Annotated in this window: 32 protein-coding genes and 2 pseudogenes; 15 read left to right on the forward strand and 19 right to left on the reverse strand. The window is 51.8% G+C overall.

Going from position 1 to position 19946, the window contains the following annotated elements:
* Positions 1-113 precede the first annotated feature (113 nt).
* The 4 genes and pseudogenes from SynBIOSE41_RS14900 to SynBIOSE41_RS14915 form a co-directional block, all read right to left on the reverse strand.
* Positions 114-388, reverse strand: a pseudogene (locus SynBIOSE41_RS14900) (Nif11-like leader peptide family natural product precursor).
* Between the two features lie 208 nt (positions 389-596).
* A complete protein-coding gene (locus SynBIOSE41_RS14905) occupies positions 597-845 on the reverse strand; it encodes a Nif11-like leader peptide family natural product precursor (RefSeq protein WP_186538639.1) in 249 nt (82 codons plus the stop codon).
* Between the two features lie 105 nt (positions 846-950).
* Positions 951-1196 carry a Nif11-like leader peptide family natural product precursor gene (locus tag SynBIOSE41_RS14910; protein ID WP_186538641.1) on the reverse strand — a complete coding sequence of 82 codons (246 nt, stop codon included), beginning with the start codon at positions 1194-1196 and terminating at the stop codon, positions 951-953.
* 183 nt (positions 1197-1379) lie between these two features.
* Positions 1380-1652 carry a Nif11-like leader peptide family natural product precursor gene (locus tag SynBIOSE41_RS14915; protein ID WP_186538643.1) on the reverse strand — a complete coding sequence of 91 codons (273 nt, stop codon included), beginning with the start codon at positions 1650-1652 and terminating at the stop codon, positions 1380-1382.
* 145 nt (positions 1653-1797) lie between these two features.
* Here SynBIOSE41_RS14915 and SynBIOSE41_RS14920 point away from each other — a divergent pair, with 145 nt between their 5' ends.
* Both SynBIOSE41_RS14920 and SynBIOSE41_RS14925 read left to right on the forward strand, forming a co-directional pair.
* Positions 1798-2073 (forward strand): DUF3104 domain-containing protein, encoded by a 276-nt coding sequence (locus SynBIOSE41_RS14920; protein WP_186538645.1) that lies wholly within the window; start codon positions 1798-1800, stop codon positions 2071-2073.
* 86 nt (positions 2074-2159) lie between these two features.
* Positions 2160-2510 (forward strand): hypothetical protein, encoded by a 351-nt coding sequence (locus SynBIOSE41_RS14925; RefSeq protein WP_186538647.1) that lies wholly within the window; start codon positions 2160-2162, stop codon positions 2508-2510.
* 19 nt (positions 2511-2529) lie between these two features.
* Here the strand turns inward: SynBIOSE41_RS14925 and SynBIOSE41_RS14930 are convergent, their stop codons facing one another.
* The 4 genes from SynBIOSE41_RS14930 to SynBIOSE41_RS17880 form a co-directional block, all read right to left on the reverse strand.
* Entirely contained in the window at positions 2530-2793 is a 264-nt protein-coding gene (locus SynBIOSE41_RS14930) for a hypothetical protein (protein WP_186538649.1), read from the reverse strand.
* 196 nt (positions 2794-2989) lie between these two features.
* Positions 2990-3334, reverse strand: a complete 345-nt coding sequence (locus SynBIOSE41_RS14935; RefSeq protein ID WP_186538651.1) for a hypothetical protein — start codon at positions 3332-3334, stop codon at positions 2990-2992.
* Positions 3334-3636 carry a hypothetical protein gene (locus tag SynBIOSE41_RS14940; RefSeq protein ID WP_186538653.1) on the reverse strand — a complete coding sequence of 101 codons (303 nt, stop codon included), beginning with the start codon at positions 3634-3636 and terminating at the stop codon, positions 3334-3336. Before SynBIOSE41_RS14940 ends, SynBIOSE41_RS14935 begins: the two co-directional genes overlap by 1 nt.
* A 1237-nt stretch (positions 3637-4873) precedes the next feature.
* Entirely contained in the window at positions 4874-5065 is a 192-nt protein-coding gene (locus SynBIOSE41_RS17880; RefSeq protein WP_222930552.1) for a hypothetical protein, read from the reverse strand.
* Between the two features lie 40 nt (positions 5066-5105).
* Between SynBIOSE41_RS17880 and SynBIOSE41_RS14950 the strand changes: the two genes are divergently transcribed.
* Together SynBIOSE41_RS14950 and SynBIOSE41_RS14955 are read left to right on the forward strand one after the other, a co-directional pair.
* Entirely contained in the window at positions 5106-5231 is a 126-nt protein-coding gene (locus SynBIOSE41_RS14950) for a DUF1651 domain-containing protein (protein ID WP_255475816.1), read from the forward strand.
* 95 nt (positions 5232-5326) lie between these two features.
* Positions 5327-5578 carry a hypothetical protein gene (locus SynBIOSE41_RS14955; protein WP_186538656.1) on the forward strand — a complete coding sequence of 84 codons (252 nt, stop codon included), beginning with the start codon at positions 5327-5329 and terminating at the stop codon, positions 5576-5578.
* Positions 5579-5585: 7 nt separating this feature from the next.
* Here SynBIOSE41_RS14955 and SynBIOSE41_RS14960 read toward each other — a convergent pair whose 3' ends face one another.
* The 9 genes from SynBIOSE41_RS14960 to SynBIOSE41_RS15000 form a co-directional block, all read right to left on the reverse strand.
* Positions 5586-6437: a hypothetical protein gene (locus SynBIOSE41_RS14960; RefSeq protein WP_186538657.1), complete on the reverse strand. Its 852-nt coding sequence runs from the start codon at positions 6435-6437 to the stop codon at positions 5586-5588.
* Entirely contained in the window at positions 6373-6609 is a 237-nt protein-coding gene (locus tag SynBIOSE41_RS14965; RefSeq protein ID WP_186538658.1) for a hypothetical protein, read from the reverse strand. Before SynBIOSE41_RS14965 ends, SynBIOSE41_RS14960 begins: the two co-directional genes overlap by 65 nt.
* Positions 6610-6616: 7 nt before the next feature.
* Positions 6617-7036, reverse strand: a complete 420-nt coding sequence (locus SynBIOSE41_RS14970; RefSeq protein ID WP_186538659.1) for a hypothetical protein — start codon at positions 7034-7036, stop codon at positions 6617-6619.
* A 252-nt stretch (positions 7037-7288) separates the two neighbouring features.
* Positions 7289-7507, reverse strand: coding sequence for a Nif11-like leader peptide family natural product precursor (locus SynBIOSE41_RS14975; protein ID WP_186538660.1), 219 nt, complete (start codon positions 7505-7507; stop codon positions 7289-7291).
* A 189-nt stretch (positions 7508-7696) separates the two neighbouring features.
* The gene (locus SynBIOSE41_RS14980) at positions 7697-7963 is read right to left on the reverse strand and encodes a Nif11-like leader peptide family natural product precursor (protein WP_186538661.1); all 267 of its coding nucleotides are present in this window, start codon (positions 7961-7963) and stop codon (positions 7697-7699) included.
* Between the two features lie 181 nt (positions 7964-8144).
* Positions 8145-8423, reverse strand: a complete 279-nt coding sequence (locus SynBIOSE41_RS14985; protein ID WP_186538663.1) for a Nif11-like leader peptide family natural product precursor — start codon at positions 8421-8423, stop codon at positions 8145-8147.
* 201 nt (positions 8424-8624) lie between these two features.
* Positions 8625-8879, reverse strand: coding sequence for a Nif11-like leader peptide family natural product precursor (locus tag SynBIOSE41_RS14990; RefSeq protein WP_186538665.1), 255 nt, complete (start codon positions 8877-8879; stop codon positions 8625-8627).
* A 184-nt stretch (positions 8880-9063) separates the two neighbouring features.
* Positions 9064-10071, reverse strand: a complete 1008-nt coding sequence (locus SynBIOSE41_RS14995) for an inverse autotransporter beta domain-containing protein (protein ID WP_255475817.1) — start codon at positions 10069-10071, stop codon at positions 9064-9066.
* Positions 10072-10341: 270 nt separating this feature from the next.
* On the reverse strand, positions 10342-10662 hold the full coding sequence (locus SynBIOSE41_RS15000; RefSeq protein ID WP_186538667.1) for a hypothetical protein: 321 nt from the start codon (positions 10660-10662) through the stop codon (positions 10342-10344).
* Positions 10663-11350: 688 nt separating this feature from the next.
* Between SynBIOSE41_RS15000 and SynBIOSE41_RS15005 the strand changes: the two genes are divergently transcribed.
* Positions 11351-11653, forward strand: a complete 303-nt coding sequence (locus SynBIOSE41_RS15005; RefSeq protein WP_186538669.1) for a hypothetical protein — start codon at positions 11351-11353, stop codon at positions 11651-11653.
* A gap of 110 nt (positions 11654-11763) precedes the next feature.
* Entirely contained in the window at positions 11764-11934 is a 171-nt protein-coding gene (locus SynBIOSE41_RS15010; protein WP_186538671.1) for a metallothionein, read from the forward strand.
* 17 nt (positions 11935-11951) lie between these two features.
* On the opposite strand, the gene SynBIOSE41_RS15015 is transcribed toward SynBIOSE41_RS15010, so the two are convergent.
* Positions 11952-12215, reverse strand: a complete 264-nt coding sequence (locus SynBIOSE41_RS15015) for a DUF1651 domain-containing protein (protein WP_186538673.1) — start codon at positions 12213-12215, stop codon at positions 11952-11954.
* 64 nt (positions 12216-12279) lie between these two features.
* On the opposite strand from SynBIOSE41_RS15015, the gene SynBIOSE41_RS15020 reads away from it, so the two are divergent.
* Both SynBIOSE41_RS15020 and SynBIOSE41_RS15025 read left to right on the forward strand, forming a co-directional pair.
* Positions 12280-12546 carry a hypothetical protein gene (locus tag SynBIOSE41_RS15020; RefSeq protein WP_186538675.1) on the forward strand — a complete coding sequence of 89 codons (267 nt, stop codon included), beginning with the start codon at positions 12280-12282 and terminating at the stop codon, positions 12544-12546.
* 270 nt (positions 12547-12816) lie between these two features.
* Positions 12817-12975: a hypothetical protein gene (locus tag SynBIOSE41_RS15025; protein WP_186538676.1), complete on the forward strand. Its 159-nt coding sequence runs from the start codon at positions 12817-12819 to the stop codon at positions 12973-12975.
* Between the two features lie 780 nt (positions 12976-13755).
* Here the strand turns inward: SynBIOSE41_RS15025 and SynBIOSE41_RS15035 are convergent.
* The gene (locus tag SynBIOSE41_RS15035; protein ID WP_186538680.1) at positions 13756-14022 is read right to left on the reverse strand and encodes a hypothetical protein; all 267 of its coding nucleotides are present in this window, start codon (positions 14020-14022) and stop codon (positions 13756-13758) included.
* A gap of 285 nt (positions 14023-14307) precedes the next feature.
* Between SynBIOSE41_RS15035 and SynBIOSE41_RS15040 the strand changes: the two genes are divergently transcribed.
* The 7 genes and pseudogenes from SynBIOSE41_RS15040 (at position 14308) to SynBIOSE41_RS15070 (ending at position 19657) form a co-directional block, all read left to right on the forward strand.
* Positions 14308-14451 carry a hypothetical protein gene (locus tag SynBIOSE41_RS15040; protein WP_186538682.1) on the forward strand — a complete coding sequence of 48 codons (144 nt, stop codon included), beginning with the start codon at positions 14308-14310 and terminating at the stop codon, positions 14449-14451.
* Between the two features lie 207 nt (positions 14452-14658).
* Positions 14659-14817: a hypothetical protein gene (locus SynBIOSE41_RS15045; RefSeq protein WP_186538676.1), complete on the forward strand. Its 159-nt coding sequence runs from the start codon at positions 14659-14661 to the stop codon at positions 14815-14817.
* A 234-nt stretch (positions 14818-15051) separates the two neighbouring features.
* Positions 15052-15381 carry a hypothetical protein gene (locus SynBIOSE41_RS15050; protein ID WP_186538683.1) on the forward strand — a complete coding sequence of 110 codons (330 nt, stop codon included), beginning with the start codon at positions 15052-15054 and terminating at the stop codon, positions 15379-15381.
* A gap of 1403 nt (positions 15382-16784) precedes the next feature.
* Positions 16785-17060 (forward strand): annotated as a pseudogene (locus SynBIOSE41_RS15055) (dephospho-CoA kinase); the annotation flags it as partial.
* A 104-nt stretch (positions 17061-17164) separates the two neighbouring features.
* On the forward strand, positions 17165-18154 hold the full coding sequence (locus tag SynBIOSE41_RS15060) for a hypothetical protein (protein WP_255475818.1): 990 nt from the start codon (positions 17165-17167) through the stop codon (positions 18152-18154).
* 241 nt (positions 18155-18395) lie between these two features.
* On the forward strand, positions 18396-18872 hold the full coding sequence (locus SynBIOSE41_RS15065) for a hypothetical protein (protein ID WP_186538687.1): 477 nt from the start codon (positions 18396-18398) through the stop codon (positions 18870-18872).
* A 194-nt stretch (positions 18873-19066) separates the two neighbouring features.
* Positions 19067-19657 (forward strand): hypothetical protein, encoded by a 591-nt coding sequence (locus tag SynBIOSE41_RS15070; protein WP_255475819.1) that lies wholly within the window; start codon positions 19067-19069, stop codon positions 19655-19657.
* Positions 19658-19946: the final 289 nt, after the last annotated feature.

Below are 19946 nucleotides of genomic sequence, written 5' to 3' on the forward strand. Positions count from 1 at the left end.
GATGAGCTTTTAGGGGTGATTTACAATAAAAAACCCCTGTCAGTGCAGGGGGTTTGAGTGTGTAAGCCTGGTCAGGCTGTGACATCAATTTACCAGCAAGGACATCAGACAGATCAGCACCGAATAATTACCCGACCCTCAATCCGAATAGTACACTCCTTAGAACACTCAGCTGACCAGGCGACACCCCCGCCACCAGCCGCACTTTCCAGCTCTTCCGCAGAAATCTCTAATTGAGCGTTTTTCAAATCATCGGCAGAAATCATAAAACCTGCTTCTTTCGCAATCGCAAGAACTACGTCTGAATCAGCAGCTGCTTTGAGCTTTCCTGAAGCGTGTTGTCGCCTTTGACCTTTTCTAGGAAGGCTTTGAGTTGTTCTTCTGACATGGTTGTCGGGAGTCTTGAATGGTTATAGCAACGGCCTGCAGCAGCGTCTTTGGCTAATACTTACAGCACTCAATCGTTGCAGGTATCGGGGGAGATTTATGAGCTTATTGGCGAGATTGAAGAAGTAAAAACCCCCAACGGCGACAGGGGCTTTGATGAGTAAACTCATATACATCTACGCAATTAACAATGAGTGCATACAATAAATTCAGCACCACGAGGAGTACACATAAAAATATGACATTAAACAGCAGTATGTCCCCCCAGCAGCGCCTTCCAGTTCCTCATCTGAAATGTCTGATTGAGCGTTCTTCAAATCGTCAGCAGAAATACTAAATCCAGCCTCCTTGGCAATGGTAAGAACCGCATCTGAATCGGCTGCTGCTTTGAGCTTCTCCTGAAGGCTGGTGTCAGCTTTGACTTGTTCAAGGAAAGCTTTGAGTTGCTCTTCTGACATGGGTATCAGGTCTGTTCAGCAGTTTTAGCAACGGTCTGCTGCAGAGTCTTTAGTTGATAATTATTGCGCTCAATCTTGCCAGGTATTGGATGATGTGTTTGGTTTTCATGAGCCATTCCACGGCATGCACCCTGCTTTTCCCAATATTTTTTCCAAGTCTTTGTTGCCGCCAGAAATAGCTTCCAGATCAGATTTGGTGAGTTCGCTGCAGTGATCTGCATTAAAGTCGTGGCCATATTCTTTTGCAATAGCAAGTACATCCTTGGATGATTTGGCTGTATTTATTTGCTCCTGAAGATTGGAATCGCCTTTGACTTTGGAGAGAAATGTCTTGAGTTGTTCTAGGGACATGGATGTCAGGTCTGTTCAGCAGTCATAGCAACGGTCTGCTGCAGTGTCTTTGGCTAATCATTACTGCGCTCAATCGTGGCAGGTGTTGGAGGCTGATTTGTGGGGCTATTTGGTGTGATTTAAGAAATAAAAAGAGTTTCTGGCTTTTTTGGGATTGAGGATTATTGCTTAAAAGTGGGGTGTTTATTTGTTTAAGTCGCAGCCACAAGATTGGCAATTAGTGCCATATTTATAATAATCACCTGAACCAGTGCCACCCCCAGCAACGTTCTCCAGTTCTACCTCTGAAAGTTCTACTGACTGAGCATTCTTCAAGTCCTCAGCAGAAATCATAAATCCCACCTCTTTGGCAATTGCTACCACTGCATCAACGTCCGCAGCTGCTTTGAGCTTCTCCTGAAGAGTGGTGTCGCCTTTGACCTTCTCCAGGAAGGCTTTGAGCTGTTCTAAGGACATGGGTGACTGGCTAGTGCGGAAGACTTAGCAATGACCGGCATCAACGTCACCCGCACTCAGGGCACCATCAGGCTTGGTCTTGCCAAAAAAACTTGGGGCAGACCTTCTGTTTTGTGGCTAGTACTGGTGCACTAGCAGTGAGAGAGTGTCAGTCGACCACGGGATCTACAACCAACAGGACCCCTCAGAACAGCCGATCTTCCTGAGCGTGGTTCCAGGCATGAGGGTGATCGTGCGCCACGACCTTCTGACCGGAGAGAAGGCCGACAAGGATTGGTGGATGGGGCAGGTGATCCACTGCGGTGGTGCTGCCCGTGATCCCTCCATGCACAACCTGTTTCAGATCGCCGATGTGGATTCAGGCGTGATCCGCTGGGTCAACGCTGATCTGGTGACGCACGTCCTTCCCGGTACCGACTAAGGCCAAGTTGGTGCCGGTCGATCCACGCTGACCCGGATTGATCCGGGTGATGCCAACACCCAGGGAGACGATTAGTTTCCGTGCTAATGGAGAGCCAGCGTGGCAGCCAAACAATCCACTTCAGAACCGAGATGAAAAACATATCCAATGTTCTGCCTGCACTGCTGTTGGCTATGGGTGCTTTCTTCAATCCAGTTGCTGCCTATCCGACCGAGGCGTGGTTCGAACTGCTGATCGACAAGATGTGTGAGCTCACCGCGGAGAAAGGTCAAGTCGGTGAGGTGGGAACAGAGTCGGTGGATTACGTGCTCAAGCAAGGCTATGGACCTGAGTTCACCGCATATGCCTTGTCAGCTGGCGAGCAAGGTTTTGGTGTGGCAATAGCGAAAGGTCTTCTTGCAACCTGTCCAGATCTTTATCCAACTGCCCCGGATTGATCCGGGTGGTGAATCCGCATCAGGCAGTCCAGCGTCCCCATTGGTTGGGCGCATTGCTGTAACTGGTTCTGTACATCCATCGCCAGTCATTCCGAGGGCCTCTGAAACTGGGTCTCATTCGATAGCGCCTGTGCTGTACGCCACCAGGGCGATAGGACTTCGCGATTTGAGCGGCCTCCTGAGGTTGAGGTCCCTGCTCGATCAACAGAGCTTTGGCATTCGTGACAGAGCCAATGCCCAGCGTGAGGAAAAGGGTGTAGACGAAGAGTGACTTGATTGACATGGCTTTAAGGAGTGAATGTGTGGGGTGTTGCCCCCTCGACTCCTTCAAGATCACAGCCCTTCTGGTGAACCCCACTACACAGCTCTGATGGAGACCTCATGAGGTTCTGCTGAGCTTCTTGTGAATGGGTTAAACCTTTGTCACCACCTGGGCTGACAACGCTTCCACCCGCCTGACTCCCCCGTTTGGGTAGCCCCTAAAAACTGCTTTCCTCTAATGGTGCCCAAAACTCACACTCGTCATTTCCATATCGCCTCACTCGATCAATCTGCTTCGCATTTACCTTGCTCCATACATGCACCCTCTCTGTTAACTCCACATCCCTCAGCCTTGTGTGCATCAACGAATAAGTAATCCGTCCTTTTTCCTCAGCCTGAACTAAAACCTTGCACCAATCACGCTCCACACTCTTCACCACTCCATCAAGCCTGATCTGACATCCATCCACATCACGCACCCTCATAATCCGCTCGCTATCGCCACAACTCAGCAGCACACAATCGCCAACAACTGCACGCTCACCCTTAATGACAACATCCATCACCACACCTTCGGCCCACGGCCCACCGCATAAGGCTTCTGGCAGTAGTTCACCGCATACCGCCACGTATTAATGCTGTGAGTGATCGCAGTGGGATCCAACATCTCCCGCTTCTTGGTGTCCCTCGCCAACAACGGTGTCAGCTCCCAAAACGCCCTGCACCGCCGGCTCGCCTTCAGCCACGGCTGGCTCTCATCGCGATCGGTCGCCCACAACATCGTGCGCAACCTGGCCAGGCCCGCTTCCTCGGTCATCTGCGCCTTCCGAAGGCTTAAACGGGATTCCGCCTTTTTGAACCCCATCGCCAATCTTCCGTGCACCGCCCATACGGTGTGGCGTGTGAGGACGGCTGAGAAGCCGTGCTGTGACTGACGCCCCCTGATGGATTCGAACCATCGACCGACTGCTTAGAAGGCAGTAATTGAGCCCAGTCGTAGCAAGGGGTTTCAGGGCTATGACTGGCTTTTTAATGCCTGGGGTCGATTGGGGGCGACCCTGAAATGGACGTTTCTGGATACAGAAGGCAAGCTGTATCCAGTTTTCTTGTGGATCGACCAACTGCTTGTCGAACAGTCGGTCTTTCGCTTGGTGGGCAGGCGATTTCTCCAGACTTCACCGATGCCGAATAAGGACCGCCCACAGGTTGAACGGCACCCACCAAAGAACGGTGTCGGCTGGTTGATAAATGATTGGGAAGGAAGTGTCTGCAGCTTCATCAACGCGAATCCAACAGCTCATGCTCAATTGGTCATGGTGAAAACAAGGAAACATTCACGCAGAGTTCCAGGAACCTCTGCCTTATGCGGGAGTTTCTTTTGTTGTTTTATTTATCGCTTTTGGTGATACCAAAGAACACCGCAATCCACGTGAAAGTATTCAACAGATAAAGCACGTTGCTTGGTGAGGTCAAGAAAAGGAGGAGGGGTTTGCCCGTCCCTCCTCCGCCATCATCACCACTAATAAGTGACTTGAATAATCCATGAATCAGAGCAGACAGCCGTGGGTGGGATTGTCGTATCTAGTTCAGCGCAGAATCTTTTCTTTGATTTGTATTGTTTGACCGGCAAGTCTGCAGCTGGGACCAATTGGGCAAGCTAAAGCGCGAAATGGCTTGTGTTTTCCGTCACGAATGAACTCACCAATTGGTTCGGCGTGGGCGGTGTGGATCTCCATTCAGAATGTACCAGGAAAATGGTTGTCAGCGGATTACTGCTCAGAAGTTCGATTGAGCCTGTAAATACTCAAAGCAAGTACTCCAGAAGAGAAGCTTACGAGAAACAAGACTGTGATGTTTTCTGTCATTGCTTAGCGGTTCGATTAATCTTGTAGATGTTGAGAGCTAAACAAGCAGTTGCAAAGCTGATGAATAGAACGAGCAGATCGGTGGTGTTCATTCTGAAAAGACTGGTGCGAAAACCCTAAGCAACTTGTGTCGTTGAATGAATGCGTAAAACCGAACCTTTCTCGAAAACCTGCAGCGCGTCTCGCCTGTATTCCAAAGCACATATAGCTATCAAATATTTTTCACAAAATTTACTTTTATAAACGATCAAAATTGATTAATTCTTCATCCATTTCAGGCGCCTGATCCATGGTGACCAGCTCTATCAAACCCGCTTCTCGATCAACAACGCGATTCGACAACGCAATGCCGTCATTTGAGCAAGCAGTCAAAAGCGAGATAACGCTTAAACAAATGACCAATTCCGTAGATGATAGCGAAGGCAGCATCGAACGGAAGCAGGTCAATACATGATGTCGCCTGTGTCCATTGCGAAATCAGGCCAGCCAATCTGTTCCTCAGTCCTACAGGCGCTTGCTTACGCACAACGCCATCGAAGCCTGGGAAACGATGCAGAAATCAGGCGGGTGGAAGCGATGCCCGCCTAGTTGGTAATCATTTCTGTCCAGACAGATCCAGCCAATCCACCGCGCCGGCTCCGCCGGTGAGGAGCTGCCGGCATCGTTCACGCGCAGCAGCGTTCTCCTCAATTGAGTGGAACTTTTCGTTTGCTCGAAGCTGGCTCCAGCGGCCACGCTCCAGAATTTCCGCTTCAGCTTGAGCCCTTGCTTTCGGCGGTGGTGGTCGCCGGCGCTTTGGTTTCATCAGTCAGCGCAGCCCTCTCAGCACTGACCGCGACAGCAGCACCGCATCACAAGCAGGAATGCAGACCTCTTGCATTGGATCGGCATCACGCGGAATCTGCTGCAGCGCAGCAGGCCGAACGACAGCTTGCCTTTTGATCAGCCATCAGCTGATCCCCTGCTGCTGATCAGCTAGCCGTGCTGCATCAGCCTTCTGGCGGCGCACATATTCAATGTCCATCCGCCCGGCATGAACACCATTCGGGAACTTGATCTGCAGCTCTTCAGCAACTGCATCCACCAGCGCTGGCAGCTGTGCTCTCCACTGCTCTGCAACCGCTTCAATCGCCATGGTGTTGACCTCTGCTCTGGTGATCGGATCAGTCCAGGCATCGGTTTTGCCCTCCAGCTCCTGAATGGAAACGTCGAGCTTCTGCACCCGTGGTTCCATCGCAGCCACCTGCGACTCCACTGCGTTGCCCCGCTCCTGCATCAACAGCGTGGTGCTCTTCACCGATCCCGACAGCGCATCAATGGCGGTCGCCTGTGCTTCGAGCTGGTCACGGTGATCCGCTGCAGCCTGCTCACGCTCTCGCTGATGCTGTTCAGCCTCCTGCCCGGCCTCTGCCCTGATCGCTGAAAAGTTGGTGACCTGCTGCCCAATCGCCGCCTCCTGCTCAAGTAACGCGGTGGATTTATCGGCCTGCACCTGCAGATCCATCTGATCCATCCGCCGCTGCTGCGCTTCCACCAGCGTCAGCAATGTGGCCACCTGGCCCTCCAGCACCTTCCGTGCCTTGCGCTCTAACTCCAGTGCATCCAAAACACCATTGGCAACGGTGGCAAGAGTGTTTTCATCAGCGGTCTGCTGCTGACGCTCCGCCATCAACTCCTTACATCGCTTCTGATCTGCTGGGGAGAGATCGAAAAATTCCTCGGGGTAGCGCTGACCATCAACACCCTGAATAAACCGAACGCTGGGCTTTGGTGCTGCAGCAGCTGGAGTGCCGAGCTGCAAGTTCAGCAGGTGCCTCCACTTCGCCCAGGGCTCTTCTACGAGCGCGATCAACAGCACCCGCCTGTGCATCCTTCAACGCATCAGCAGCATCACGATCTCTGGCGACCTGCTTCTTAGACCTGGCAACGCTCGCGTTGTAAGCCGCCTGTTCAGCCTTGGTTGCTTCAACCATCAGCTCATCACTCCCTGACGTTGCTGTTGGTTCGCTCGTTCTCTGCGTCCTCTGCAGCAATCAGCCGCTTTGCCTGGCGCTCATCACCACCAGCACGAACCACAGCGTTCTGGAAGCGCTTCTGATTGGCGCCGTCTTCCATTGCCTTCAGCTGTGCCTCGAGGCTCTTCTCTCGCTGCTGCCGAAACTCAGCAACGAACTCAGGATCGTGGTTCCAGAGATCAGCCTGCGCCGCAGCACTCAGCTCCTCTCCGGTGTGCAGCTCCGCCATCGTCGCCACACTCAAACTTCCACCAGCAGCAACGCGCCACCTAGCAGCCTGTGCTGGATCAATCTCTGCGATCGCTGCCTGCAACATCCCCGCAGTAGATCCACTCTTTTCAAATGGATTAGACGAGCTGATCTTGCTTGAATCAATGCCTGCCATCTTGCAAGCTCGATTCAATAATTGAATCTGCTTTGGTGTCATTTTCATGTGGGCTGCAATATCCCAAATCACAACCCCATTCAAAAAATCAGTTTTATTTATCTCTGCTCAACTGCGCTCAATCGTGCCAAGCATTGATGGCTGATTTATGGGATTACTTGGGCTATTGAAGCAATAAGAGGCCCCTGTCAATCAAGAGGTTTTGAGTGTGTAGGTTTTGAAGCCGAGGGGGAAATCAGGCTACTTGCTCCATCACCTTCCGAATGTGATTTCAGTACAGTCACCGCCACCAGCCACACCTTCTAGTTCCTCTTCACTGAGTTCAGTAATCTTATCAGCAGTGAATTCGTGGCCGTGTTCTTTAGCGATGCCCACAACGTCTTCAGGTGATTTTGCCGCTTTTAGCTTGGCTTGAAGACTGGTGTCTGCTTTGACTTTTTCGAGGAAAGCTTTGAGTTGTTCTAGGGACATGGGTAACGTGCTTGTTAAGCAGTCATAGCACTTGTTTGCTGCAGAGGCTTTGGTTAATACTTACTGCGCTTAATCGTGGCAGGTATTGAAGGATTATCTTAGGGCTGTTAGGGGTGATTGAAGGGGTAAAAAGCTTCTAAGGTTGCAGGGACTTTTGTGGGTGTAAGATTCATCAATTTTCTAAGATTCTCATTCGCATCGTACAACCGACACATAGCACTCAGAGATAGGAACACTCAACCGACAGTCGTCACTACCCCCAGCCGCGCCTTCCAGTTCTTTTTCAGAAATCATCATTGATTGAGTGTTCTTTAAGTCGTCATCGGAAATACTAAACCCAGACTCTTTCGCAATTGCAAGAACTGCATCAGGATTCGATGCAGCTTTGAGCTTCTCCTGAAGGCTGGTGTCGCCTTCGACTTTTTCTAGGAACGCTTTGAGCTGTTCTTCTGACATGGGTATCAGGTCTGTTGATTAATTATAGCAACGCTCTGCAGCAAAGTCTTTGGCGAACAATTACTGCGCTCAATCATGCCAGTTGTTTGAGGCTGATTTATATGATTAGTCAGGTTACTGAAGCAGTAGAAAACCCTTAATTTTGCGGGATGTTTGAGTGATCAAGATCACTATTTATATATCACTTGCACTTAGGATCACACGCAAGTGTTGCCCCCACACAAATCGTCAATATTGTCCAAGTATTGTTCACACATCCACCACCCCCAGCCGCGCCTTCAAGCTCTTCTTCTGAAAGTTCGGATTGAGCCTTAGTCAGGTCATCAGCAGAAATACTGAAACCTGCTTCCTTGGCAATCGCAAGAACTGCGTCTGAATCAGCAGCTGCTTTGAGCTTCTCCTGAAGGTTGGTGTCGCCCTTGACTTTTTCAAGGAAGGCTTTGAGTTGCTCTTCTGACATGAGTAGCAGGTCTATTCAGTAGATATAGCAACGGTCTGCAGCAGTGTCTTTGGTTAATAATTACTGCGCTCAATGGTGCCAGGTATTGAAGGCTGATTTGTGGGCTGTTTGGCGTGATTGAAGAAATAAAAACCCTGTGGTGGCAGGGGTTCTTATGAGTATACTTCTATGATCGTCTCAACTAACACACACGAAGCCTTCTTACTGTCCACTGTTGTATTTTACACATTTCCACTGTTGACTATTATTGATACATGGATTGGTCCCACCTCCAGCCGCCCCTTCCAGCTCATCATCTGAAATCTTGGTCCGAATGTCATCAGCTGAAAGCATAAACCCAGCCTCTTTCGCAATTGCAAGAGCTGCGTCAACATCAGCGGCTGCTTTGAGCTGCTCCTGAAGACTGGTGTCTGCTTTGACCTTTTCTATGAACGCTTTGAGTTGTTCTTCTGACACGGTTAGCAGGTCTTTTAAGCAGTCATAGCAACGATGCTTTGAAGTGTCTTTGATTAATACTTACTGCGCTCAATCGTGTCAGGCAATGAAGTCTTGTTTATGGGATTATTGACATTATTGATGCAATAAAAATCCCCTGTCAATGCAGGGGATTTGGGAGTTGAACTTGACATCTAGTGTCCCACTATAGTAGTGCCCATTCACCGCAGCCGAATTCCGTACAACCTCCCTTCCCCGGTCGGTCGTGCACACGTACATCTCGATTTTTTGGTGATACTGATAACGCATTAAGCGTCGGTGCTTCCCACTTTTTCTTCTTAGATGCTGTTGTGCTGGGACCACCAAAACGAATGCTGAGATCAGCAGAAACTCTTGTGTCGAATGCTTCGTCGTAGGAAATGTTTACCCCTGCTGTGACTCCACTGGTCATTTCATAAGCCAAGCGTCCACGCACACCAGAGCCATCAACCTCTTCTTGATCACGGTGTTGGTAGTAATAACCAGCAGGGGCATGAAGTTGTGGACTAATGAAATAGCCAACATCTAGGCTGTAGGTGTTCAGTGCACCAGCGTCATAGTGACTATTTAGCTTTTGCTCAATATCCCCGAAGGGGATCAGCCCATAGCCATTAAAGGTCCAGCTGTTGGACACCGCTTCTGCGTTAATGGCGATCTGATTGAAAAAGATCGTTTGCTTATCAAAGACGGGGATACTGGTATCGGCGTTGCCTGATTCAATAGTGCGGCTGTCGTAGCCAGCATTGAGGCCATACATCCAGCTGCGGTCGCCATTCAGCCAGCGGTAACCAACACGCGTTGAGGTGGACACTGTTCCACCAGCGACATCGGTATCGATTATGTTGCTGTCGCCCTCACGGTCAGCGAAGTTGGCATTGAGCAGCACATCAGCAAAGAACACACTGTTCTCGCCAACAGCAATTGGAAAGAACCCGCCAATACCTGCTTGATTCGGTGTTCCTGCTCCTTGTAGAGCGCCTTGGAAGCCAAAGGTGGGCTTGACCACATCCTTGAGGCTGATGCCCATCACATCACCGAGATCCTCTGCGCTACCTGCCTCTTGAGCAGCTACTGGCTGAAGAGGAGTATTGGCGAGTGCCATTGCAGCAACACCGCTCAGCGATAACGACAGGCGAAAGGAATGCTGTATTGGATCAGGCGTCAGTCCACGCATGATGCCGGGCTTTGCTTGGTTGCGCCTGTCATCGCAATTGTTCTCTTCGACTGCCAATAAAAAACCCCGCACTTGGCGGGGCGTAATTTGTCTCACTTGTTGAGAGGCCTGCGTTTAGTTTTTACAAACATCTTCCCAGAGGTGAGAGACAGCGATCGAGTGGTCGATCCAGATTGCCGAGGTACCTTCCCCCAGCAGCAGCTTCCAACTCTTTATCAAAGAGTGGTTGAAGCTCTGCCTGGTTGGATGTTGGAACAGCGTCCTTGGCTCTTAGTTGATCACGTATTCAGCGGCGGGCATGTTGAATTTCCCGTCTTTGGCCCATTCCGCGTAGAGATCCGCGCCCATGGTCACCTCGGCGGTGAACTTCCCCAGCGTCACGTTGCTGTGGCCCTTGCTCGAACTGCTTTCAGTGCGGGTGTTGATGTGTTGTTTCTGGTTTTGGATGTCCTCTTCGCGAGGCGAAATCCAGAGTCCCCATGCCTTTGTGTTGATCTCTTCCCGAGGGTTCATCGATTCGTAGCTGATGAGTCCACCATCCCCGGAGGCCAGGGGTGGGCGCATCACCTGATCGGGGGGTTTCGATGACAAAACTGCAATGGACAGATAAAAAAAGAGGAGGGCCCCACCCTCCTCAGATCGACGCGTCTTCAACTTTCCCGTCCTCAGACGAGCTAACAGTGCAGAACGGCGAACAGATACGTCGTAGTTATAAATACTTAGGCGAGCATCCCCTCACTTTGGGTTTCGGTCTGGTGAGCTTCCTGCATGCGGGAACTTTCAGCCTTCGGCCTCGCGGCTGTAGAGCTGCGAGCTGATCGCCATCAGCGCCAAGAAAACAGTGCTGATGGACAGAATTACGAGACTGTCGATGGTCTTTGACCTCTTCTGGAGTGGAAAGACTCTCGCAGAGATTTAATCCGAACTTTCCGTCTCAACCTGGACAGTCAGCCGATCACTGAGCCCAGCTGCCTTGTAAAGGCTGAGCGTGAAGCAAGCAGCGCCAAAACTGACGATCAGAACTAGGAGGTCGGTGGTGCCGAACATGAACTTTCTGCTGATGAACAAATGTTAAGCGGCTCATTGCAGAATGTAAAGCGGATATCCGTAACGGCTTTCGCTGCCCGCGCTGTCCGGGTCCAGCTGGACAGTGAATCGCTCGCTTGGGGGATGCGCCTTCACCACCCTCTCAGCGACGGTGAATTGTCTTTAACTAATAATTACTGCGCTCAAATGTCGATCAGATCAGCGCAAGCGACACCACAACAGCACTGGTGAAATGGCCAACATCACGGCGCGGCTGCTTTGTGAGGGGAGGCCGCGTGATGACGAGCCCGGTGACACCGCCATTTCCGCCGGGCAGATCGTCATATCAGCCACGTGGGTGAACAGGATCAAAAGTCGAGTGGATGTCCGCAAGCGACACCAAGGTGACGATCAGGTCAGCGACAACACCAAACGACGCTGCCGCAATGATCAACATCAAAATGTGATCGCATCCTCTGAGTTCTTGCGGTCACGTGACGATGAGTCCGTCAACAGCTCCTGCCGGACAAGTCGTCATGCCTGCCACCCGGATTGAACGGGATCACCCGGTCGAAGTTCCTAAAACCGAACTTCAAAGGGCGGTTGGCTCACTTCCAGGGAACACCCATCGGGCATAGACCGAAGGCATCACTCTAGGAGTGAATCATGAATTCGACTTTCGTCAAATGCCAATGCTTTGACCCCGAGTGTCAGTGCCGAATCGAGGTCACAAAAGCTGTGATGCGCAACGGCAAAGCTTTCTGCTCTGAGGGATGCGCTGATGGGCATGGCTGTGGTTGCAATCGGGGGCTTTGCCCAAACGCACCGATTCTGTGAACCCCGATTGAACGGTGTCACCACCTGGGCTGACACCGCTTCCAACCACCTGACTTCTGCATGGTTTCCAAGGCTTCGATGGCGTTGTGGCGCAGCATCCTGCGAATCACTGGCTGACCACCGCCGCGTAATGGCCTGGGCTCGACGATGACCCACTGGGCATGAGAAGTCGGATTGGCGTTGGTGAAGCTGCAGACCTTCCCCTGCTGATCATTCAGCAACCAGCCGACACCATTCTTTGGTGGGTGCCGTTCAACCTGTGGGCGGTCCTTGTTCGGCATGACGCCACGATGGCGAAACGGCCTTGCGAATGCTGGGCAAACTGGAACCTGCAATCAGTTGTTCATGCCAGAAACCACCAGCCCGAAAGTCGAACTGACGTGTCTGCAGGGGTTGGCTGATCTGGAACGAATCGAAGGGCCATTTCTGAATGCACTGACCGCAAGCGACCCCGAGGGAGCGGCGGTCATGCTGCGTTTGTTGCTGGCTCACATGGCATCGACCAGCAAACGGGTGATGTTGGCAATGGTGCTGGACCGGGTGGATGCAGGTGACCTGGGCAGCTTCAAACCGACAAATCACCCCGGACTGCAAAGTGCTGCAGAAGCCTGAAACAGGTCTGCAAAAGGGTGAGAGCAGTGCTCTCACTTTTTCGTCAAACCCTGCTTGCAGCGGATTGCAGGCACTTGCGGGTGAGAGCAGAAATCCAGCCCCTGACTAGAAAACCCTTGCAATGACTGGGCTCGGGGACGCCTTCGTAAAGCGTGGGTCGCCTGTTCAAGTCAGGTCATCGGCTTAAGACTCAAACCCACTTACGGCTGGAGTTTTCCGCTGTAACTGGGTTTTTTCTTTGAGCGCATTTTTGCCTTTGCTCTCACCTTCATGGCTGCCACGGCCCAATCGATCACAAGAATGCGCAGCAGCTGCCCTAAAGCCTCGTCTGTCCAAAACATGAGGTGCAAGGTCTTCCTGAGCGTTCGATCCGGCAAGGGAGACACCCCCCGCCAACACCGAGACGCTGCCAATCGCCTGGGCCGCTGACACCGTTCCTGAGAGAGTTCAGCTGATCACCGCACTACAGACGTTGGTAGGTGAAGGTTTCGACCTGCGTGATGCGGTCGTCAGGTCCACTGAGCCCGCTACGGCCACACGTCCAACAGTGGCCAGCCCTTTTCCCAGTATCCCCGAGACAACCTTGTCCCATCGCAGATCAAAGCAGCTTCGGCATTGCCGCCCTAGGTCAGGGACTGACATTCCCGAACTCTGGTTAGAGAGATGATCGATCGGGATGATGCTTGGGGTTTCAATATTCCGATGCTTGAAGGCGCCAATTTCAGCGAATCGCCAGGTTCTCAGCGATTGCTGGTTGAAGCGCTGATAGCGCAGCTGTAATAGCAACTGCTCTCAGGCAGGAGGCTGGCTTCACGTTGGAGTATTCGGCTGACTCAAGCCTCGTTTGAATTGATCCGGGACAAGTCCCCTATCAGGGCCAAAGTCACCACCCGGGCTGACACCGCTTCCAGCCGCCAGACTTCTGCATTGTCTCCCATCCCTCAATCGCGTTGGGCCTGAGCATCCTTCTGATGACGGGCTGCCCCCTGCTGCGTAATGGCCTTGTCTCCACGACGACCCACTGCGCTTGTGCGGTTGGCATGTCATCCGAGGCCCGCAGAGCTAACCCATCTGCGCGTGGAAAAGTCAATGCAGACGACTCTTCGGGACAAGGAGGTCAATCAACGGCCGGTCTTTGATTGGGATCAGTGAAGTCCGGCTCATCAGCTCTGTACAAGGTGAAACTCAGAATGCCTGCTGAGCATTTGGTCAACGCATATAGCCGCCGTAATTACAAAGCTTGTAGGCCGTTGCCAAAGCGTTTTTTGACCAGATTTGCCCGGGATCTAGCCAGTTTTGCCCGGAATCAATTGTCGCAATAGCGGCATTGAGGTTGTCATCACGCCAGCCGCCACCTGCCTTCAGTGCGATTGGGCAGAGTGCCCTGAGAGCTTTCTTTCGAGCCTGTTTATCCGGGTCTGCATGAGCAGGGAGGCTGACGGCAAGAGCCAGCAGGAATAGGGCGATGACCTTCATGCCTGGAGAATGCCTGATCAATTGATTATCTACCACTCTGCTGCCCGAGAAGCGACGGCCCGCTAAGTACTGACCAGCAGGCATCCCTAGCCTTGCATAACGCAACGATGACGAAACCACCTTGCTGATGCTGGGCAAAGTAACTCCTGTAATTAGTTGTTCATGCCTGAAGCCACCAGCCCGCGGTTCGAACTGACATGTCTGCAGGGGTTGGCTGATCTGGAACACATCGAAGGACCATTTCTGAATGCAATGGCCGCAAGCGAACCCGAGTGAGAGGCGGTCATGCAGCGTTTGTTGCTTACGCTCATGTCATCGACCAGCAAACGGCTGATGTTGGCAATGGTGCTGGACCGTCTGGATGAGGATGACCTGGACATCTTCAAACAAACAAATCAGCCCGGACTGCAAATTGCTGCAGAAACCTGAAACAGGTCTGCAAAAGGGTAAGAGCAGAAATCCAGTTCCTGACTAAAATCTCCTTGCAACAACTGGGCTCGGAGCCTCTTTCGTAAAGCGTGGGTCGCCTGTTCAAGTCAGGTCATCGGCTTAAGACTCAAACCCACTTACGGCTGGAGTTTTCCGCTGTAACTGGGTTTTTTCTTTGAGCGCATTTTTGCCTTTGCTCTCACTTTCATGGCTGCCACGGCCCAATCGATCACAAGAATGCGCAGCAGCTGCCCTAAAGCCTCGTCTGTCCAAAACATGAGGTGCAAGGTCTTCCTGAGCGTTCGATCCGGCAAGGGAGACACCCCCCGCCAACACCGAGACGCTGCCAATCGCCTGGGACGCTGACACCGTTCCTGAGAGAGTTCAGCTGATCACCGCACTACAGACGTTGGTAGGTGAAGGTTTCGACCTGCGTGATGCGGTCGTCAGGTCCACTGAGCCCGCTACGGCCACACGTCCAACAGTGGCCAGCCCTTTTCCCAGTATCCCCGAGACAACCTTGTCCCATCGCAGATCAAAGCAGCTTCGGCATTGCCGCCCTAGGTCAGGGACTGACATTCCCGAACTCTGGTTAGAGAGATGATCGATCGGGATGCTGCTTGGGATTTCAATATTCCGATGCTTGAAGGCGCCAATTTCGTCGAGGTTTCTATGCCTCGCGGTCTAATGCAATTCCAAAAGTGGTTTCAACTCACTCACCCGAACACATCCAACCTTTCGCTCTGGGAGGTTGTTGAATGGGGGACGTTGGTGGACCTCAACACCAACCTTCGGGGCGGCGTGGTGCTCGTCAAAGAGGACCCTTTGAATTCCATCATCCTTGATGAGGGAAAGCCTCTAAAGGTAATCCTCGAGGGCCGCCTGATTAAAAACAGAGTCAGCGGAATGCACTCTCCATCGCTGCAATGAATGGGTGCTGTGATGCTGCCGACAGGGCCAGCAAGGCAATAAAAAAACCCCACTCGCAGCGGGGCCATGAAAAAGTTTGCCTAGATATGGATAGCGACTAGCACCGAACCCGGAATAAGCATGGGGATTAGATAACAGTGCAATCAGGATGCCTGAGGGCAGGGCCTTCTACCGCGTTGTGTTGTAAATACAACCTTATATGTATTATTACGCTGATTTCGATCCCAATTCATGCGGGCCGCCTGAGCAAAAAATTCACCCCCTCCAACCGGACAAGCCGCAGGAGATGCCAGCTTCACTCCATCTTCATTGCATGTCTCACCGGGACGCAGGGAATTAAGGGGACCAGACCCTCGGCAAATAACGACATTACGATCGAATGTTCCGGAATAAGCGGCATCAACCGTCCGCCGAATTTGAATTTTATTGGAAAACGATTTACAATTTCCTTTACCTACGTTTTTATAGACCGGGTAAGCGCGAATGATCTGACTGGATGTATATGTACCGGGCGCTCTTACCGACCCGGAAGACCCGCCCACTGAACGATACCTAAAGGAACTGGTCGGAGTTGTAATCCTCCAGGACAGCCGGATATCACATTGACCAAACGGATCCCGTAGGTCATCACGAATCCTTGGCCCTAAATTATCGATTGAGGGTTGAGGCTGAAAACGTTGAGGCAAGCTTTGGGAGCGGACTGAAGATAGAGATCCACCCCAGACTGGCACCATCAGCGAAGCAGCAAGTGCACATTGACTGGCGCGTTTAATGTTGAACATGATAATAGAGAAAGATTGATTGAGGATTGACCAAGTCCCTCAATGTTTCAACCATATGGCCCTACTAACGCCCAGGATGTGAGACCAATCAAACAGATCTGTGAGGTTGATCACAACAGATCTCAAAAAGCAACAGAAGATTATGCCAGCCTCCAAAAGAATCAATGATCACCATGACCAACTCCCATCCAACAAACAATTCCTCAATTTCTCTCATTCAACCAATCAAGTCACCATCCGAACCGACTCGTTCTCAGACACCACACCGCTTCCAATTCGCTCAATCCCGAGCTATAGCCAAGACCTGCAGCTATCAACATCGCTGACCTTAGCTGCCATCAGCAGCTTTTAAAGAAGAGCTGGATTCATCTGATTATCACAGCTGATTAACTAGAGCCAACCGCTCAAAGCATTCTCAGCACGCAATTTAAAAACCTGCCAAGGCCAGAGAAAGCATCCATTAGTGCCAGTCATTGCGACGATTCATGGAGTCACAGGAGGGCTCTAAGAGCAGTTCCTCAACACTCTATACACATGCTTAAACCATGCCACGAATCGTGCATCTTTCCTTCGAGACACCTAATCCATCCACTAGTTCGTTGACGATTTAACGAATCACTCGCCAGGCATGCTAACTCGGAAGTTGTGAAATTGATGATTCTGCTTGTCTTCGAAGCTGACTTTACGGACCTATGTATAGAAATCTGGATTATTCATTGCCAGCCAGAGCAACAGCTTGAAGGCGTCCAGACACGGAATCGGCCTTATGAAGCGGAAGCACCAGTTCGCATGGACGCCCAAGGAACCATGGAGCGAAAAGGGAAACCTACCGATCAACTCATCGACAACAGTATCGATGTGAAGCAGTGCAAAGAATACGTCCAACGGTTGTTGTGACGATGTCTTTAAGCGTCAACTGGCCTTGAACCACTTACCAGCTCGAAAAGTCTCCTTTCACGTGAATTGCCAAACCTGTTGGCTGTGACCAACATCACAAAAGGATGAGAGCTGCGACAACAACTCTGCATGTGATCACGGAGATCCTGGGCTCATCGGTGATCTATCACCGCCTCTCTCTAAGAGAACTCCTAATCCTCACCTTTCGACCAATGCATTTCGCCACCAAATCCCTCGCCCTGAGCTTCGCAGCAGCAGCTGGTTTAAGCGGCATCAATACAATCACCGCTCTCTCCGCCCAGGCAGCCACCCGATGCGACAGCGGAATGCTGCTGGGCCGCTACACCTTGAAATCGGAACTCAACAATAAATACGTGCGGGCCGGCATTGGTTCCGGTGCCTATGTCGGCGCCAAAAGCAACAGAGTGGGCGGCAGCACCAGCTGGGAAACATTCGACATCTATGACCTGGGCAATCGCGATGGTCTCAACGGAGGTACCTATGCCCTGCGAAGTACGCAAGATCCCAATCGTTGGGTGAGTGTGAACTCTCAGAACGCACTGAAACTGATGCGTGGCTGCAACACTGCCAGCAGAAACCGTCTGTTCCGCGCCAACAGAGTCGGCAACATCCTGCAGCTTCAATCACTCTCCAATCAGCAATGGGTGATCCAGCGCTCCAACAACATGCTTTACGCCAATGCAGCGACCATGGGCGGCAACGTACCCAAAGCACTGCAATATCGGCTAACGCGCATCGGGTCCGGGCCAACGAGCCCCAGCCCACAACCGCAGGTCAACCTCAACGGCTGGTTCAGAGGCAATAACAAAGGCGTCTATTCCGTACAACGCAGCGGCAATTCATTCCAAATGAAAGGCTTCCTCAATGGCAAGCCCTTCAATCTGATCACCGGTAACATCCAGGGCAACATCATTAATGCCAGCTGGAAAAACTACTGCAATCGCAGCACAGGCTCCCTCAAACTGCGCATCACAAGCAACGGTCTGGTCAAAGTCGGCGGCAACCCTGGTTTCAACACCTCATGGTCTCCCACACAAAATCCAGGTTCCATCAGCAACACTCCTGATTGCTAGGGAGCCAGCTTTCAGTGAGCTGGCGCGGTAACGGCAGCGGCACAACGGGGCCAGATTTAGCTAACGACAGCCAGCTCACACCTCCCCAAAACCCCGCCCGCTGCGGGGTTTTTTCTTGCCTGTGATCAACATCACAACCACCCATGACACAGCTCATCAACCCATCTCCCACTCTCAGAGATCTTGGGTTTATCGGTGGGACACACAGCACTTCCACTTCTCTCCCCACACCCTCGCCACCATGAACCGCTCACTCTCCATCCTCTCCTCTCTCACCCTCTCCTCCGCTGCGCTTCTGTCTGTTCAGCCGCAAGAGCTCAACGCCATGACCATTGCTTTTGACTGCTTTGAGCGCAGCACTGAAAAACTGGTTGCCCGCAGTGCCGTCGACATGACCAGCATGGCCATCAGCTGCCTGCCAGTTCCAGGCACAACCCTCACCGAGGATTCCGGCATCGATTCAGAGGACGATGACATCATTGTTGATCACACCGGTACAGGTGAAGATTTCGACCAGGATGCTGACTCTGACATCGACATTGCAGACGAAGACATTGGAAACGAAGACGTTGGGAACGAAGACATTGCCTACGAAGATGAAGACGTTTATGAAGATGAAACCAATCCTGAAGCTTCCACAGCCTCACAAATCGGTGAAGCCCTCGGCAAGCACATTGGCGATCTCTTAGTTCAGGGGCTTAACGATCTCTTCCGCTGATCCTCGAATCATTCCCGCCACACCTTCCACGTAGATGCAAAACTTCTGCCCTACTCTCCACATCAAAAAGGCAAGCAGGGCCTCCAAGATGCTGAAATAACAAACCAACAAAGCCTCGTGTCACGGCGAGATCAACCCCTTCCATCGCCATAAGTTCTTTCCGAATCAAACGCAAACTCATTGATGATGCAGACATGCGCATAGTCCATCAAAGCGCTGCGGGTCTAATTCTCCTCGCTAGCAGCACACTCATCTTCACTCCAAAAGCCGATGCCAACGCTTATCGATGCTTTGATCGCCAGTCCGGCGAACAGGTCGCCATCAGCGACATCGACATCACCACCCTCAGCGTGAGCTGTCTTCCCAGCAACGGAACCACGACACCCCTCAGCAACGAGAGCGAATCAGAACCCGAAACGGTGCCACCGAGCACAGGTTCCATAGTTGCCCCCTACGACGGGGAAGATGAATCCGAATCTGGGCAGCCTTTCCAGGCTCCATCGGACACAACACTTGACCCACTGGCTGCCCGAAGGGCAATCAACTTGGCTCGCGGAACAGCCGTTTCACTCAATGGTGGACTGAGTCAATACCGCCCTAGCACTTGCATGTTTGCCAGCGCCATGGGCAACCCCTGCATCACCCGCTCTGATTCACAAGGCATTGAATTCACGATTCCAGGTGGTCCTCCAGGCTGGGAACAAAACGATGCAGAGCCAAGCGTGGTGACTGTGGTGGTGATTGCACCAGACGGCCGCTCCGTCTTGGAATCAAATAACAACTGAACGAGCCTTCCCCCTTCGAGCCTCAAACGAATAACAAGACAATCTCGTCCAACCGCTTTCATCAAGAGTCAACGTCAGCCGTTGAGTTCAAAACACAAAGACGAGACAGTAATCGATGGGGGACAGTCGCCGACGACAGTTGTTTCGATAAACTCGCTATCTCATTATCAGCAGATTGGCATAATTACTCAATGCCAGAGGCATGCTTGCACGGGTGCAAAATGTCCAATCCGCACAAGCACAGCTCAGTATTCCACCCACATCAAATCACTTAAGCCTTGCAATGCGT

It is taken from the genome of Synechococcus sp. BIOS-E4-1 (assembly GCF_014279995.1).
Taxonomy (GTDB): Bacteria; Cyanobacteriota; Cyanobacteriia; order PCC-6307; family Cyanobiaceae; genus Synechococcus_C.

Bases quoted from the DNA above. Each gene is read 5' to 3' on its own strand.
- SynBIOSE41_RS15045 (WP_186538676.1), top strand. From the start codon at position 14,659: ATGGCTGCCACGGCCCAATCGATCACAAGAATGCGCAGCAGCTGCCCT.
- SynBIOSE41_RS15035 (WP_186538680.1), bottom strand. From the start codon at position 14,022: ATGAAGGTCATCGCCCTATTCCTGCTGGCTCTTGCCGTCAGCCTCCCT.
- SynBIOSE41_RS14995 (WP_255475817.1), bottom strand. From the start codon at position 10,071: ATGCGTGGACTGACGCCTGATCCAATACAGCATTCCTTTCGCCTGTCG.
- SynBIOSE41_RS15040 (WP_186538682.1), top strand. From the start codon at position 14,308: ATGCAGCGTTTGTTGCTTACGCTCATGTCATCGACCAGCAAACGGCTG.
- SynBIOSE41_RS15070 (WP_255475819.1), top strand. From the start codon at position 19,067: ATGCGCATAGTCCATCAAAGCGCTGCGGGTCTAATTCTCCTCGCTAGC.
- SynBIOSE41_RS15050 (WP_186538683.1), top strand. From the start codon at position 15,052: ATGATCGATCGGGATGCTGCTTGGGATTTCAATATTCCGATGCTTGAA.
- SynBIOSE41_RS14970 (WP_186538659.1), bottom strand. From the start codon at position 7,036: ATGGCAGGCATTGATTCAAGCAAGATCAGCTCGTCTAATCCATTTGAA.
- SynBIOSE41_RS14930 (WP_186538649.1), bottom strand. From the start codon at position 2,793: ATGTCAATCAAGTCACTCTTCGTCTACACCCTTTTCCTCACGCTGGGC.
- SynBIOSE41_RS14925 (WP_186538647.1), top strand. From the start codon at position 2,160: ATGGAGAGCCAGCGTGGCAGCCAAACAATCCACTTCAGAACCGAGATG.
- SynBIOSE41_RS14915 (WP_186538643.1), bottom strand. From the start codon at position 1,652: ATGTCCTTAGAACAGCTCAAAGCCTTCCTGGAGAAGGTCAAAGGCGAC.
- SynBIOSE41_RS15020 (WP_186538675.1), top strand. From the start codon at position 12,280: ATGCCAGAAACCACCAGCCCGAAAGTCGAACTGACGTGTCTGCAGGGG.
- SynBIOSE41_RS14965 (WP_186538658.1), bottom strand. From the start codon at position 6,609: ATGGTTGAAGCAACCAAGGCTGAACAGGCGGCTTACAACGCGAGCGTT.
- SynBIOSE41_RS14905 (WP_186538639.1), bottom strand. From the start codon at position 845: ATGTCAGAAGAGCAACTCAAAGCTTTCCTTGAACAAGTCAAAGCTGAC.
- SynBIOSE41_RS15005 (WP_186538669.1), top strand. From the start codon at position 11,351: ATGGCCAACATCACGGCGCGGCTGCTTTGTGAGGGGAGGCCGCGTGAT.
- SynBIOSE41_RS15015 (WP_186538673.1), bottom strand. From the start codon at position 12,215: ATGCCGAACAAGGACCGCCCACAGGTTGAACGGCACCCACCAAAGAAT.
- SynBIOSE41_RS17880 (WP_222930552.1), bottom strand. From the start codon at position 5,065: ATGCTGCCTTCGCTATCATCTACGGAATTGGTCATTTGTTTAAGCGTT.
- SynBIOSE41_RS14940 (WP_186538653.1), bottom strand. From the start codon at position 3,636: ATGGGGTTCAAAAAGGCGGAATCCCGTTTAAGCCTTCGGAAGGCGCAG.
- SynBIOSE41_RS14935 (WP_186538651.1), bottom strand. From the start codon at position 3,334: ATGGATGTTGTCATTAAGGGTGAGCGTGCAGTTGTTGGCGATTGTGTG.
- SynBIOSE41_RS14910 (WP_186538641.1), bottom strand. From the start codon at position 1,196: ATGTCCCTAGAACAACTCAAGACATTTCTCTCCAAAGTCAAAGGCGAT.
- SynBIOSE41_RS14985 (WP_186538663.1), bottom strand. From the start codon at position 8,423: ATGTCAGAAGAGCAACTCAAAGCCTTCCTTGAAAAAGTCAAGGGCGAC.
- SynBIOSE41_RS15060 (WP_255475818.1), top strand. From the start codon at position 17,165: ATGAGAGCTGCGACAACAACTCTGCATGTGATCACGGAGATCCTGGGC.
- SynBIOSE41_RS14975 (WP_186538660.1), bottom strand. From the start codon at position 7,507: ATGTCCCTAGAACAACTCAAAGCTTTCCTCGAAAAAGTCAAAGCAGAC.
- SynBIOSE41_RS14980 (WP_186538661.1), bottom strand. From the start codon at position 7,963: ATGTCAGAAGAACAGCTCAAAGCGTTCCTAGAAAAAGTCGAAGGCGAC.
- SynBIOSE41_RS15010 (WP_186538671.1), top strand. From the start codon at position 11,764: ATGAATTCGACTTTCGTCAAATGCCAATGCTTTGACCCCGAGTGTCAG.
- SynBIOSE41_RS15065 (WP_186538687.1), top strand. From the start codon at position 18,396: ATGAACCGCTCACTCTCCATCCTCTCCTCTCTCACCCTCTCCTCCGCT.
- SynBIOSE41_RS15025 (WP_186538676.1), top strand. From the start codon at position 12,817: ATGGCTGCCACGGCCCAATCGATCACAAGAATGCGCAGCAGCTGCCCT.